This is a genomic window from Paenibacillus sp. M2, from assembly GCF_046713495.1.
Taxonomy (GTDB): Bacteria; Bacillota; Bacilli; order Paenibacillales; family Paenibacillaceae; genus Paenibacillus; species Paenibacillus amylolyticus_B.
Genome location: NZ_CP169648.1, coordinates 5,941,431 through 5,953,891 on the forward strand (window position 1 = coordinate 5,941,431; position 12,461 = coordinate 5,953,891).

Here is a 12,461-nt window from a genome sequence, read left to right on the forward strand (position 1 = left end):
CATATATAAAACGCCTTGCATTCGCTGCAAGGCGTTTTTGGTGTTTCTTTCTATATAACGCATGATATGGATGAATGAATTTCTTAATGTGGCAAATCAATCTCCAGGATGAATACACCGTACGCGGGCATGTTGATCTCATTCTGAAGTGTTGTACCCGACAGTAACTCTGTGGCCTCCTTCTTAAGCTGGATGGCCACTTGGTGATCCGAGTAGTTGAGTAAAAATACATAAGCTTTATCCTTACCGGAACGGATACCAAGCTCAACTTCGGACGGTACCTCTACCAGGTCACCCACAGGTGAAGTTAGCCCTATTTCATCTAGTAGAGCATCAACGACCCGTTCATTGTAAGCCGCTCCATAATACCATACTTGCCCCTGACCTACCGTACGTTTGGTCAAAGCAGGACTACCTGCATAATATTCGGATGTATACTCAGCCATGACCTGCACGTCAGCATGCTCCACATGAAGAACTTCGTTAAATCCGGCCGTTGACGTTCCCTCCTGAAGCCGCTCACTCGCCCCATTCCAATGCAGTTTGGCTGCTGGTATGGTTCCTTTGATTAAGGTAAAGTCCTCTACGGTTACACCACACAACTCAGCGACAGCCCCAGGGAACGGTCTCATATAACAATGCCCCTTGAGATCCTTATATCCGGTGCGCGCACCGAAAAACAGAGTGCCTCCTTGACTGACATAGGCTTGGAGAAGTTCTGCTGTCTCGTCTGTCATAATGGCCGGGTGAGCATAGATGATCACCTTATATTCGGATAAATCCTCCAGTGTTGTCGTTGGTTGCAGTGTAACCATATCAGTCGGAATATGACGATACTGGAGCTGCTTATACCAGGAGCGTACACTCTGTTGCTGAAGCGGACCGTGCCACTCGTCCAACTCCCCGTCCCAGATGTTATCGTAATCCTGTAGGATCGCAACATCGGCTTGATATGTAGTGCCCGCAATAACACGCCCGATCTTGGCAAACTCTTCCCCTACTTGTGCAACCTCGCGTACCCTTCTGTTGGGCTGATTATGGTAATCATTGATGCCATGCCAGTACATCTCGGTGCCAAATGTTGCCGTCCGCCAGCGGAAGTAGACGAGCAGATCCGTACCATGCAGAACGGATTGATACGACCATAATCGGATCTGTCCCGGTCTTGGCGTACCCATGCCTATACTGTCAACCCAGCCTCCTGGCCCAGACTGTTGTTCCATGACGCAGAAGTTCGGTGACATGTTGCGTACGTTCGACAGTTTCATGCTCCAGGCCCGATCTTGTAATGAGTTATCGTCTGTCCCTGGGAAGATCGTGGCAAACTGCGGATACGAATCATAAGAGAAGAAATCCAATAAATCCTCTGTCATTTCATGATTATCCAAGTGTCCAAACGTACCGTTTGTTGTGATCCAATGCTTCGGATCCAGTTCCCGAATGATGTCCACCTGAAGCTTGGCAAATGAAATGGTATTAGCTGAGATGAATCTCTTTTCATCTAGTGCCAAATGAGGATTTGGCGATTGGCTGACCATATTTCGGGTAAGGTGAACTTGCTCCCAGTCGGTATAGGTCTGACTCCAGAAAACGGTTCCCCAAGCCTGGTTCAGATTCTCCAACGATTCATAACGATTCTTAAGCCATTCACGGAAGGCGACATGGTCCGCCTCAGCATAGAAAACATCCATATGACAATTGAATTCGTTATCGATCTGCCATCCAATAAGAGCCGGATGTTCTTTATAGGCAATCACCATATTGCGCACGATTTTTTCACATTGCTGTCTGTAGATTGGGCTGCTGTAATTGGTATGACGCCGCATACCGTGTTGATACAATACGCCGTCCTTATTCGCGTTTAATACTTCAGGATATTTTGAGGTTAACCACGCTGGTGGAGTTGCTGTCGGTGTTCCCAAAATAACGCTCAAGCCGAATTGATGTGCCAGATCCAGTGCCTTCTGGAAAAAACTAAAATCAAACTGGTCCTCTTCCGGTTCAAAGATGGCCCATGCGAATTCAGCCATCCGAATAACTGTGATATTCATCTCTTGCATTCTGCGGAAATCGTCCTCCCACAACTGTTCCGACCAATGCTCAGGGTAATAACAGACCCCCAGTTTCAATTCATCCATTTGGATTGATTTTGCCACCTTTAATTGCCCCCTTAACCTGCCATATTGCCTCCATTCTATTGGAACCTTCACATATAATAAATGACAAGATTATGCGACTTATAATAAAATATTGTCATTGTCCGAGATTCAAATAACACTAGACTGAATTGATTTCAGTTCACTACATAAAAATATTGCGTTCAAATGGAGGATGCACGTGAAAGAACACATCTTTCTCCCCAAGCCGGTTTTCCCCAGACATGTATGTTTTCCCGATTTTATTGGAGGGTACAGTGACTTTCCGAAACATTATGTGAATCGGGAATATCGAACCAAAGAAATTAATTTGGATCAATGCTACAATTTGCACATTGTCCTGGACGGTAAAGGATTCCTGGATACGGGAACCACTCGTTATGAGTTAACACAAGGGCAAGGATTCCTCTACGGTCCCGGTCTCAGACAAACCTACTACTCCGATTTGGATGATCCTTGGAGTATTCGTTGGATTCACTTCTACGGCGTTCGTCTCGAAGAACTGTTAAATGGAAAAGGCGTTGACGAGCCATGGCTGTTTCAATGTTCCAACTTCCCGGTGGTTACCGCGCTCATGGATCGAATACTGGAGCTCGGAAGAGGCTATCAAGTGGAGGACGAGCACAGTGTGGCAGCTACTCTATATGAGCTTCTGACCCGATTGCAATCCGCAGCGAGCCAAATCAATGTTTCGTTAAATCACACTTCAGAGCGAATTCGTGAAGCAGGGAATTATATTCGCTCCCATAGTAACGAGCACATTACACTAGACCACGCCGCCGGGATTGCCGGATACAGTACAACATACTTTAGCCGCAAGTTCAGTCAGACGTTTGGAATCTCTTTCCCGGAATTCCTTTTGGAATCCAGGTTACTACATGCTAAACAGCTGCTCGCAACAACCAACCTTTCCATTAAACAAATTACGCTGGAAACGGGATTCTCTCAGTCAAGCTACTTCATCCGATGTTTTAAAACCCAGGAAAACGTAACACCTATGCAATTTCGAATGATGCACAATCATTCGTTATAGGCACAACGTTACTTCCTCATGCTGACGCAAAAGAAGACTCTGCATACAACATGCAGAGTCTTCTTCGGTCATTTTTCACAAATGTTCATTTGTATCTTCGTCCTCGTCAGCCTTATATTCCAAAATATCTCCAGGCTGACAATCCAGTGCTTTACAGATGGCATCCAGAGTGGATAAACGGATCGCTTTTGCTTTTCCCGTTTTTAATATGGAAATATTGGCGAGCGTGATTTCAACTCTCTCGGCAAGCTCGGTAACTGACATTTTCCTCTTTGCCAACATCACATCAATATTAATTATAATGGCCATATATTCACCTCAGACCACTAGGTCATTTTCTGATTTGATATCAATCGCTTCCTGTAACAATCTTTGGAGTACAGCAGAAAACACTGCGATGACCAATGAAGCAAAAACAGGAACCATTCCCATTAGAATGAGGCCTGGGGCATCATCTTTCTCTGCTACAACATAAACGAATGGCAACATCACAAAATAGAGACTACTGATTACAATAGCACAATATTTTATTGTTTTTAAGGATTTCACTGATATTAGAGAGAACGCTTCATTTTTGTCGATGTAGCTCAGCAGACGGAATGCCTGGTACAGTGCTACGATAAACGGAATAACCGACACATACATAATAATTACTATAGGGTATAGTGCACCTGCATAATTCGGATTCACCGGATTGTTCGCTAACCAGGGTATCCCGAATATACATAAGGCAAGAATGGGAACACCAATAAGCAACACGGCCAATTTTAAAAAGATGGTTGTACCTCGCTTCACAAAAAGCACCTCACTTGTTTTAAGTGATATGAATTTATCATAATATTTATCGTTTTACAATAAATTTTTATTGTAAAACAGACTTCATTCATTCTTTTCCCCACTAAGGAAGAAAGATTAAAAGATCGTCCCCCTCTTTGCTTCAGTGATTCTTGGACACAAAAAAAGTCCAAAGATAGCCACTGAATGTGGTTATCTTTGAACTCACTCACGTCCGCCAGAACAGCCCAGCCTCATCCCGTTCCACCTGCTCGAACACATTCTCAAAATCGGAACAAGGTGTAATAACATCTACCGGATTCCAGCTGCTCTGTTCATCTCTGGCAAACACCTTCCACTGATTTTCTTCCCAGTAAAATCGGGCAATATGCATCTTCTCCCATTGATACCGTTCCTCGGCGGGTCTTTCTTCGGTCAGGATCAATTCATTATCATTCATCTCATATGTCAACTTCACCATCGTTCGCAGTGGCGCAGGAACCTTCTCGTGAATATAGCCATTCATCACCGACTGAATTCTTCGTAACGTAAACGAGTCCAACATGAAGATGCACACCCTTTCAGCAAAGTACACCCCTTGATCATGTTACCAGCTGGATTTTGTTACACCAGGAATCTGTCCTTGATGTGCCAATTCACGGAACTTAATCCGAGATACCTTGAACTTGCGTAGATAACCCCGCGGGCGGCCTGTCACTTCACAACGGTTCTTCAAACGAGTCGGAGATGCATTCCGCGGCAATTTCTGCAATGCCTCGTAATCCCCTTTTTCCTTCAATTCCCGGCGCAGGTCCGCATATTTTGCCACGATCGCCTGACGTTGCTTCTCACGGACCACTTTTGATTTTTTAGCCATGAAATCCAGCTCCTTTATCCCTTGAATTTATATTTATAAATTGAACTAAAGAATATTTACACTGCACACTCCGATAACAGAACAACCTTCCGATCGCTGTTATCCCCAGATTTTTTAATTCCTTTTATAAAGGGGAAATCCGGGGATAGCGTATGCTTCCGATGTAGCTTTCTTGCAGAAAGCTTGTAGGCGAACGCTCCGCTTCTTCAGGTCCTTTCTGTCCTCTCTGACTTATACAGCTTCCACAGGCCATGGCAGTGGATTTTCGAAATGGCCCCAGTCGCCCAGCATTTCTTCATCACTAAGCAGGCACTGGTCCAGCTCATCTTCAATGCTCGCACGTTCCATGTCGATTCCGATCATGACAAGCTCCGTCTGGCGATCTCCCCACTGGGCATCCCATTTCTCCAGAACATCCGGTTCGTTACGTAAAATCTCTTCTTTGTCCGCTTCTGGCAACGCCGCGACCCAATGTCCTGCAGGACCAAATTGAATGGATGGTCCTGCCTGACTCAGGCTTGCAGCAACATCCCCTTCAGCCGCAAGCCATACTAAACCTTTGGCACGTACCACTTCTTCCGGCCAGTAACTCATGAATTCAGCCAGACGGGAAGGATGGAACGGCTTTCTCCGGCGATAGACAAAGGAAGCAATGCCATATTCCTCCGTTTCCGGTGTATGCGACTCTTTCTCCAGCTCCTGAATCCATCCAGCGGACATGCTCACCTTTTCAAAATCAAAGCGGCCTGTATTCAGAATCTCAGACGAATTCACCTGTCCATTCTCAGTCCGAATAATTTTGGCATTAGGCTGTAGCTTCCGGATGATACCTTCGAGCTTGTTCAGCTCGGTGTCATCGACCAGATCACATTTGTTCAGCAGTAGCACATCACAGGTTTCGATCTGATCAATCAACAAGTCTACGACGTCACGGGTGTCCTCATCTCCGGTCGCCTGATTACGATCCAGAAGACTCTGTCCTGATCCAAAATCATGCCAGAATCGATTGGCATCCACCACCGTTACCAGACAATCCAATCGGGCCAGGCGAGTTAGATCAATACCCGACTCCTCATCGGCGTATGTAAAGGTCTGTGCAACTGGAACAGGTTCACTGATGCCAGTGGATTCGATCAAAATATAGTCATACTTGCCTTCGTTCACCAGCTTCTCAATCTCCTGCATCAGATCATCCCGCAAGGTGCAGCAGATACAGCCATTCGATAACTCCACCAACTTCTCTTCGGTTCGAGACAAGGTTGCCTCCCCCTTGACCAGCGCTGCATCAATATTGACCTCACTCATGTCGTTGACGATTACGGCAACCTTAAGCCCTTGTCTGTTGTTCAATACGTGATTTAAAACGGTTGTTTTCCCTGAACCGAGGTAACCACTTAGTACGGTTACCGGAATTTGCTTTTGTGTCATAGATCTCGACTCCTTATATGTGCAGTCTGCGTAACCCAGACTTTAATAGTAATTATTACGATTAACAACATTGACTATAATCCTGTTGCACGGTCGTTGTCAAACTATTTTTACGAAATAGTCCAGAAAAATGGATAAGAAAAACATCTATCGACGTACTTTCACAGAAGGCAGACCGCGTTCAATTGTAGTTTTTCTTGCGATAATCGAATTGTCCTGCTCCGCTGAAAACTTATAAATGCTAGATATAAAAAAGACTTATGATCCGTCTCCTTCAGCTTCGTATCCTGACGATACGTCCCGGAAAATTCAGTTCATGAGCCTTTACTTTACTATTCAGCTTGCTACCACAGATCTGGCCTTATTTCCCGCTTCCATCCGTTGCCTGAATACCAACACCAGAACCATCGCTGCAATAGAGAGCAACGTGCAGATCATAAACATGGTCGAATACGAACTCACCTGTACAATAAGCCCCATCGCCAGTCCGCCCATAGAGAATCCAAGGTCATACGAGGACATGAAGATTCCCATGAGTACATATCTGGAATCCGCAGGCAGCACAAAAGACAGGTATGTGGTTAATGTCGGGTACAACAGTGCCAGGGCAAAGCCGCTGAACACCGCGGAGAGATACACCAATGGCCCGATGATCTCCATTAAGCTAAGCAACTGGGTCCCCAGTGCAGCACACAGCATTAACCCTGCCATCAGCCAGGTATTCCAGCTACCGTCGGACGGAATTTTTTTACGTAAAATAAACCTGCACAGGATCACAACCAATCCCTGTATCGTCAGAAATACCCCTGCACTCGCCAGTCCAGTGGATACCATATACAGAGGAAGAAAGGTCGCTGTCGCCCCAAAGACGCAGGACGCAAACAACATCACCACACTGCTGATCAGCAGTGGCGTACTGCGCCAGATGCCGCCAAATGAACGAAACATGTCTCCCAAGGTGTACGATTTATTCTGCACGGTACTCCGTGGCAGATCCACATTATATCCAATCAGAAGTGGCAGCGCCGCCAGTCCGATCATCAGCAGCGTAAACGCCAGATCACTGGCATTTTCCCAGATTTGTATGGCGATGATCGGAATGACCAGAGAAGGAACCATCGTAAACAGGGTGTACATGGACAGCCCTTGTGCCCGGTCTTTGTCCTCCAGCTTTTCCACAATGCCTGCCTGCATCGTCATGGAGAAAAAGGCCGTAGCCACCCCTTGCAGAGCTCGCAACCACAGATACGTCTCCACACCAAAAACAACAAACAGCAGCAACGTCCCGGCGTGTAAAAGCAATAGCCATTGCATCACACGAAGCGGCCCATGCTTACCCAGCAGCTGTGCTGCAAAAGGTCTCAAGAGCATACAGGTGAACATATATGCCCCCATCATCAGACCAATCTCAGCCTGATTCAATCCCGCGGCTTCGCTTCTCAAAGGCAGAATAATCGTCAAAGCTGAATTTGCCGCAAAAAATAAAAAGGCCAGCATATAAAACCGGATAAACGAAAAGGATACCGGATTTAATTTTCCATTGGATGTTGCCGTCATTGAAGACTTCAAACGTTCGTCACCACTTTCTCTTCTGGCAGTCAATTCATAGATGTACCTGTCACGGGTCTACGCCGTTCATAGGCAAAAACGATCATTACCGCTCCTAGGATAGCACAGATCATGTACATAAATGAATAGGAAGAGAAGTCAGCGACGGGTCCCATAATCACACCACCCAGAGAAATACCCAGATCCGCCATCGCAATAAATAGGCCGATCAGAACGTTCCGGTTCAGCTTAGGCAACACAAAAGATAAATAGGTCGTGAGTGTCGGATACAGGATCGCCTGACCGATTCCCATGAATACAGCCCCCACATAGAAAAAGACCACGCCTCCTGTCACAGCATAACTGACACATAGCGCAGCTACGGCGAGCAGACACATGGTGCCCATCATGAAAGGAGAATGCCAACTGCCATCAGACGGAATCCTTTTCCTAAGCATGATTCGAGCCAGCACCACCGTCCCGGCCTGAAGCATCAGATACACACCCGCATTCCCATTTGGTACTTGACTCGCATACAGCGGGATAAAGGTGGTAATCGCACCAAATACAACGGAAGCGGCGAGCATTAACACACTGCATCGAAACAGAAACGGATTCTTCACCAACTGACCAAAGGATTCCCACATACTCACGTTCTGCTTCGAAAGATTCTCAGCAGGTTGCTCCTTGCTTGGTTCCATTTTGGCGGTATATCCGAAGACGCCGGTACAGACGGCAATGCCGATCAGAACAATTGTAAAATAATCCATACCACCCGTCTGCCAGATTCCTAACGCAATAACAGGCCCCACGATCCCCGGTATATAACTGAATAGCGAATAATACGAGATCCCCTGTGACCGATCTTTCTCCGGAAGTGCATCAATAATGCCAATCTGCAAAGCCATAGAAAAGAACGCTGTCGATACACCCTGCAAAATACGAGCAACCAAATAACCTCCGAGTCCCGTAAAGGTATATAAAATCAGCGCAAATCCATTGATGATCAGAATCAGACGCAATATTTTGATCGGACCATGCTTTTGAATAATCCGACCTGCCCATGGTCTGAAAAACATCGTTGTGAACATATAAGCGCCCATGATCAGTCCAATCGTTGTACCACTCGCACCCAAGGACTCCCCTTGTAATGGGATGATCACGTTAAGAATGGCATTGGCACTGAAATACAGAAGAACCAGTATGTACAAGCGCAGAAAAGGCCAAGACATCGCTCCACTCACAATGGGTGTTCCCCCTAAAATGGTATTAAATGCTTCAATAATAGCTTCGCATAGTCTGACTGAACATCCTTTAGCTGCTCAATAGGAACGGTCTCTTCAATCTGACCCTCTCTGAAAATGATCACCCTGTCACAGATATAGGCTGCCGCCTGTATATCATGTGTGATAAAGACATAGCTCAGCTTGTAGATTTCCTTAAGCTCTTTCAACAATTGCAGTACCTGAATCTGAACAGACACGTCCAGTGAGCTGATCGCTTCATCAAACACAATGCATTTGGGAGCGGTGGAGATGGCCCTGGCTATGCACACTCTCTGAGCCTCCCCGCCGGATAGTTCATGCGGATATTTGGATTTATAGGAAGGGTCCAGTCCAACTTGATTCAGCAACAGATCCACCTTCTCTGAGTTACCCTGATCCTTTCGCAGCTTTTGCTGCGCTTGCATCGGTTCCATAATGGCAGCTTCCACATTAAGAAATGGATTGATCGAAGACGTATAATTTTGAAAAACGGCGCTAAGGTTACCTATTCGTACACGTCGATCCTGTACGTCTTTACCATCGAGCGAGATCGTTCCACGATCCGGCCGTTCAATGCCGAGAATCAGACGGCCCAATGTGGATTTACCGCTTCCGCTTTCACCGATGATGCCCAGACATTCGCCATACTGGCATTCAAAGGTAACCTGTTTCAATACTTGTTTTTTGTGCTTGGAGAACAGTCCGCCCTGGTTATATGATTTTTCGATACCTTCCACCTTTAGCATCTATGCGTCCCCCTGCATCAACGCCTTGAAATGATTGCTCAGCTCCAATCGGGTAGAGACCAGATACTGCGTATAGGCATGCTTCGGCTCTGTCAAAACAGAATGCATGCTACCGCGCTCGACGATCTTGCCGTCTTTCATGACCATCACGTCATCGGCAATCTTCTGCACGACGCCGAGATCATGGGAGATGAACATCATGGAACAGCCCATGCGTTCGCGTAATTGAATCAATTGCTCCACTACTTCATATTGGGAGATCGTATCCAGCGCCGTTGTTGGCTCATCCGCAATAATCAGATCGGGCTCAAGCACCAATGCCAGTGCAATCATGATTCGCTGCAGCATCCCACCGGACAGTTGATGTGGGTATTGATTCAGAATCTCGCGCGGATGTCTGAGCATGACACTTTCCATGGCATTGATGATTTTCCGCTCAATCTCGCGGGTGTTCCAGCCAAAATGCTGCTGAAGCGTCTCCCGAATATGGACACCAATGACACAGGAGGGATCAAATGCACTCATGCCATTCTGCAAAATCATACATAGATGCTTGCCCCGCTTACGCCGCATCTCCGGTTCCGAAAGCTGGTTAAGGTCTTCTCCCTGAAATAACATCGTGCCCGTTTGGCGAATCCATGGCTTGTTCAGTCGCATGATAGCCCTGCACGTGACGGACTTGCCGCTACCACTTTCCCCCACGATGGCCATACAGCTTCCCTTTTTGACTTTAAATGAACTGTTATGAATGATCACTTTGTCTGTATTGGTGTCCCATACTTTCAAATGTTCAACCTCGACTATATTCATAAGCGGCCTTTCTCACCTCACTTTCGTAAGACATGTCAGACTTACCTTGAGAGGTCATCAATTTGGGGTCCAAAGCCACTTGAAGGGCATCCGATAGAAAATTAAAAGCAGACACGACCACCACAATGGCCAGGCCCGGTGCCAACATCAATTCAGGTCTGGAGAACATGACTTCCCTCGCCTCATTGAGCATCATCCCCCACTCCGCATGCGGAGCCTGAATACCAAGCCCCAGGAAGGAAAGACCGGAGATCTGCAACATCATCGAACACATGGAACCACTCGCAATGACGGCAATATCGGCAAAGGTAACCGGAACAATATGTTTGGTTATAATTCTCAGATTAGGTGTGCCGGAGGCTTTGGCGAATTTTACATAATCCATATCGGAGAATTGCATCACAGATGTTCGAATAACGCGGGCAAACCAGGCCCATTTCATCCACACAAAGGCAATCAAAATGTTCTCCAGTCCTGCACCCAAAATGCCAACCACCGCCAGTGTCATCACGTATCCGGGAAAAGACAGCATAATATCACAGACTCTCATGATCCATGCATCCACTTTCCCCTTGAAGTAACCCGCGATGAATCCAACAATAGCCCCGATCAGAACAGATAGACTGAGCGCAACCAGAACCCATAACACACTTGGACGGATGCCATAGATAAGCCGGGATAATACACATCTGCCCAGATGATCATTGCCTAATAGATACTCCCAGGAAGAGGAGGCATAACGAAGCTTCATATTCACTTGTCCAGGATCATGCGGCGCAATAAGCGGAGCCAATATGCCCGCCATAAGCGTGACAATAATCACCACCAAAGAGGTGATAGCAAGTTTGTCTTTACTCCAATTTTTCAGTATACGCATCAGAATTCCTTTCTCAAACGGGGATTCATCGCCGCATTAATGATGTCGGATAACGTATTAAACAAGACAAAGGTGACAGCCAACATCAGAACATACGCCTGAATAATCGGAAAATCCCTGCTTAAAATGGATTTCACGCTGAGTCTCCCTAACCCCGGCCAGGCAAACACATTTTCGATGACTACCGTACTGCCCAGCACGATCGGGATCGCCATACAAAAGATGGAAACGGCCACCTGTAATGAATTTCTCAGAATATGCAGGGTTACTTTCTTCTCGCTCAGACCACTGGCCCGTGCATATAACACATAGTCCTCATTCATATTACTCAACATGGAACTTCGAACCGTTCGGAAGTAAATGCCCGTATAACTCACCGTGATTACGATCACCGGTAGAATGTAGCTTCGAAACGAGTCCATGCCACTGGTAGGTAACAGGTCCAGCTTGACGGAAAAATACCAGATCATCATGCCTGCAAGCCAGTAGGATGGCATGGCGGTGAGGAAAAATGATACGCCTCTGACCGATCGATCCAGCAACTTGCCTTCTCTCATGGCACAGATCACACCGAGCAGAATGGACAGCGCAATAATGAATACTGATGAGACAAGTGTTAACTTCAATGTGTTCATAAAAGCAGGCCCCATCAATGACCACACGGGTTCACCAGATACATAAGAGTTGCCAAAGTCCAACTGCACAACAGCCATGATCCAGTTCACATACTGGATCATAAACGGCTGATCGAACCCCAAAGCCTGGTTGGTCTGGGCAATTAATTCCTCTGTAATCTGCGGAACTTCCTGTGCCTGTAACACAACAACCGCCGGGTCCAAGGGAGATAGATTAATCAGGACAAACGTTATAAATGAAATGATAATCAGTAAAGGGATGGTTAACAGAATCCTTTTGACGATATAAATTCCCATATCCATCTCCGCTCT

Annotated in this window: 13 protein-coding genes; 1 reads left to right on the forward strand and 12 read right to left on the reverse strand. The window is 46.4% G+C overall.

Features of this window, described 5'->3' with window-relative positions:
- Positions 1 to 83 precede the first annotated feature (83 nt).
- Positions 84 to 2,156, reverse strand: a complete 2,073-nt coding sequence (locus ACETMN_RS27255; protein ID WP_411735393.1) for a beta-galactosidase — start codon at positions 2,154 to 2,156, stop codon at positions 84 to 86.
- 175 nt (positions 2,157 to 2,331) lie between these two features.
- On the opposite strand from ACETMN_RS27255, the gene ACETMN_RS27260 reads away from it, so the two are divergent.
- Entirely contained in the window at positions 2,332 to 3,189 is an 858-nt protein-coding gene (locus tag ACETMN_RS27260) for an AraC family transcriptional regulator (RefSeq protein WP_411735394.1), read from the forward strand.
- 75 nt (positions 3,190 to 3,264) lie between these two features.
- Here the strand turns inward: ACETMN_RS27260 and ACETMN_RS27265 are convergent, their stop codons facing one another.
- The 11 genes from ACETMN_RS27265 to opp1B form a co-directional block, all read right to left on the reverse strand.
- Complete coding sequence (locus ACETMN_RS27265; RefSeq protein ID WP_105601205.1) at positions 3,265 to 3,498, reverse strand: helix-turn-helix domain-containing protein; 234 nt, start codon at positions 3,496 to 3,498, stop codon at positions 3,265 to 3,267.
- A gap of 9 nt (positions 3,499 to 3,507) precedes the next feature.
- Positions 3,508 to 3,984 (reverse strand): DUF2975 domain-containing protein, encoded by a 477-nt coding sequence (locus tag ACETMN_RS27270; protein WP_192136289.1) that lies wholly within the window; start codon positions 3,982 to 3,984, stop codon positions 3,508 to 3,510.
- A gap of 208 nt (positions 3,985 to 4,192) precedes the next feature.
- Positions 4,193 to 4,528, reverse strand: a complete 336-nt coding sequence (locus tag ACETMN_RS27275; protein ID WP_411735395.1) for a DUF3024 domain-containing protein — start codon at positions 4,526 to 4,528, stop codon at positions 4,193 to 4,195.
- A 42-nt stretch (positions 4,529 to 4,570) separates the two neighbouring features.
- Positions 4,571 to 4,840: a 30S ribosomal protein S14 gene (rpsN, locus tag ACETMN_RS27280; RefSeq protein WP_036605831.1), complete on the reverse strand. Its 270-nt coding sequence runs from the start codon at positions 4,838 to 4,840 to the stop codon at positions 4,571 to 4,573.
- A 231-nt stretch (positions 4,841 to 5,071) separates the two neighbouring features.
- Positions 5,072 to 6,268: a GTP-binding protein gene (locus tag ACETMN_RS27285; protein ID WP_411735396.1), complete on the reverse strand. Its 1,197-nt coding sequence runs from the start codon at positions 6,266 to 6,268 to the stop codon at positions 5,072 to 5,074.
- A gap of 336 nt (positions 6,269 to 6,604) precedes the next feature.
- A complete protein-coding gene (cntE, locus tag ACETMN_RS27290; RefSeq protein WP_411735397.1) occupies positions 6,605 to 7,870 on the reverse strand; it encodes a staphylopine family metallophore export MFS transporter CntE in 1,266 nt (421 codons plus the stop codon).
- Positions 7,867 to 9,060 carry a staphylopine family metallophore export MFS transporter CntE gene (gene cntE / locus ACETMN_RS27295; RefSeq protein WP_091020882.1) on the reverse strand — a complete coding sequence of 398 codons (1,194 nt, stop codon included), beginning with the start codon at positions 9,058 to 9,060 and terminating at the stop codon, positions 7,867 to 7,869. Before cntE (ACETMN_RS27295) ends, cntE (ACETMN_RS27290) begins: the two co-directional genes overlap by 4 nt.
- 14 nt (positions 9,061 to 9,074) lie before the next feature.
- Positions 9,075 to 9,827, reverse strand: a complete 753-nt coding sequence (locus ACETMN_RS27300; RefSeq protein WP_411735398.1) for an ABC transporter ATP-binding protein — start codon at positions 9,825 to 9,827, stop codon at positions 9,075 to 9,077.
- Positions 9,828 to 10,637 carry a staphylopine uptake ABC transporter ATP-binding protein CntD gene (gene cntD / locus ACETMN_RS27305; protein ID WP_411735399.1) on the reverse strand — a complete coding sequence of 270 codons (810 nt, stop codon included), beginning with the start codon at positions 10,635 to 10,637 and terminating at the stop codon, positions 9,828 to 9,830.
- Positions 10,618 to 11,514, reverse strand: coding sequence for a staphylopine uptake ABC transporter permease subunit CntC (cntC, locus tag ACETMN_RS27310; protein WP_091020879.1), 897 nt, complete (start codon positions 11,512 to 11,514; stop codon positions 10,618 to 10,620). Before cntC ends, cntD begins: the two co-directional genes overlap by 20 nt.
- Positions 11,514 to 12,446, reverse strand: coding sequence for a nickel/cobalt ABC transporter permease (opp1B, locus tag ACETMN_RS27315; RefSeq protein WP_091020878.1), 933 nt, complete (start codon positions 12,444 to 12,446; stop codon positions 11,514 to 11,516). The genes cntC and opp1B overlap by 1 nt, the downstream gene beginning before the upstream one ends.
- Between the last annotated feature and the right edge of the window lie 15 nt (positions 12,447 to 12,461).

Excerpts from the sequence above, each read along its gene's own strand:
- ACETMN_RS27260 (WP_411735394.1), top strand. The coding sequence starts at position 2,332 with ATGCACGTGAAAGAACACATCTTTCTCCCCAAGCCGGTTTTCCCCAGA.
- ACETMN_RS27265 (WP_105601205.1), bottom strand. The coding sequence starts at position 3,498 with ATGGCCATTATAATTAATATTGATGTGATGTTGGCAAAGAGGAAAATG.
- ACETMN_RS27275 (WP_411735395.1), bottom strand. The coding sequence starts at position 4,528 with ATGTTGGACTCGTTTACGTTACGAAGAATTCAGTCGGTGATGAATGGC.
- rpsN (WP_036605831.1), bottom strand. The coding sequence starts at position 4,840 with ATGGCTAAAAAATCAAAAGTGGTCCGTGAGAAGCAACGTCAGGCGATC.
- ACETMN_RS27285 (WP_411735396.1), bottom strand. The coding sequence starts at position 6,268 with ATGACACAAAAGCAAATTCCGGTAACCGTACTAAGTGGTTACCTCGGT.
- ACETMN_RS27300 (WP_411735398.1), bottom strand. The coding sequence starts at position 9,827 with ATGCTAAAGGTGGAAGGTATCGAAAAATCATATAACCAGGGCGGACTG.
- cntD (WP_411735399.1), bottom strand. The coding sequence starts at position 10,637 with ATGAATATAGTCGAGGTTGAACATTTGAAAGTATGGGACACCAATACA.
- cntC (WP_091020879.1), bottom strand. The coding sequence starts at position 11,514 with ATGCGTATACTGAAAAATTGGAGTAAAGACAAACTTGCTATCACCTCT.
- opp1B (WP_091020878.1), bottom strand. The coding sequence starts at position 12,446 with ATGGGAATTTATATCGTCAAAAGGATTCTGTTAACCATCCCTTTACTG.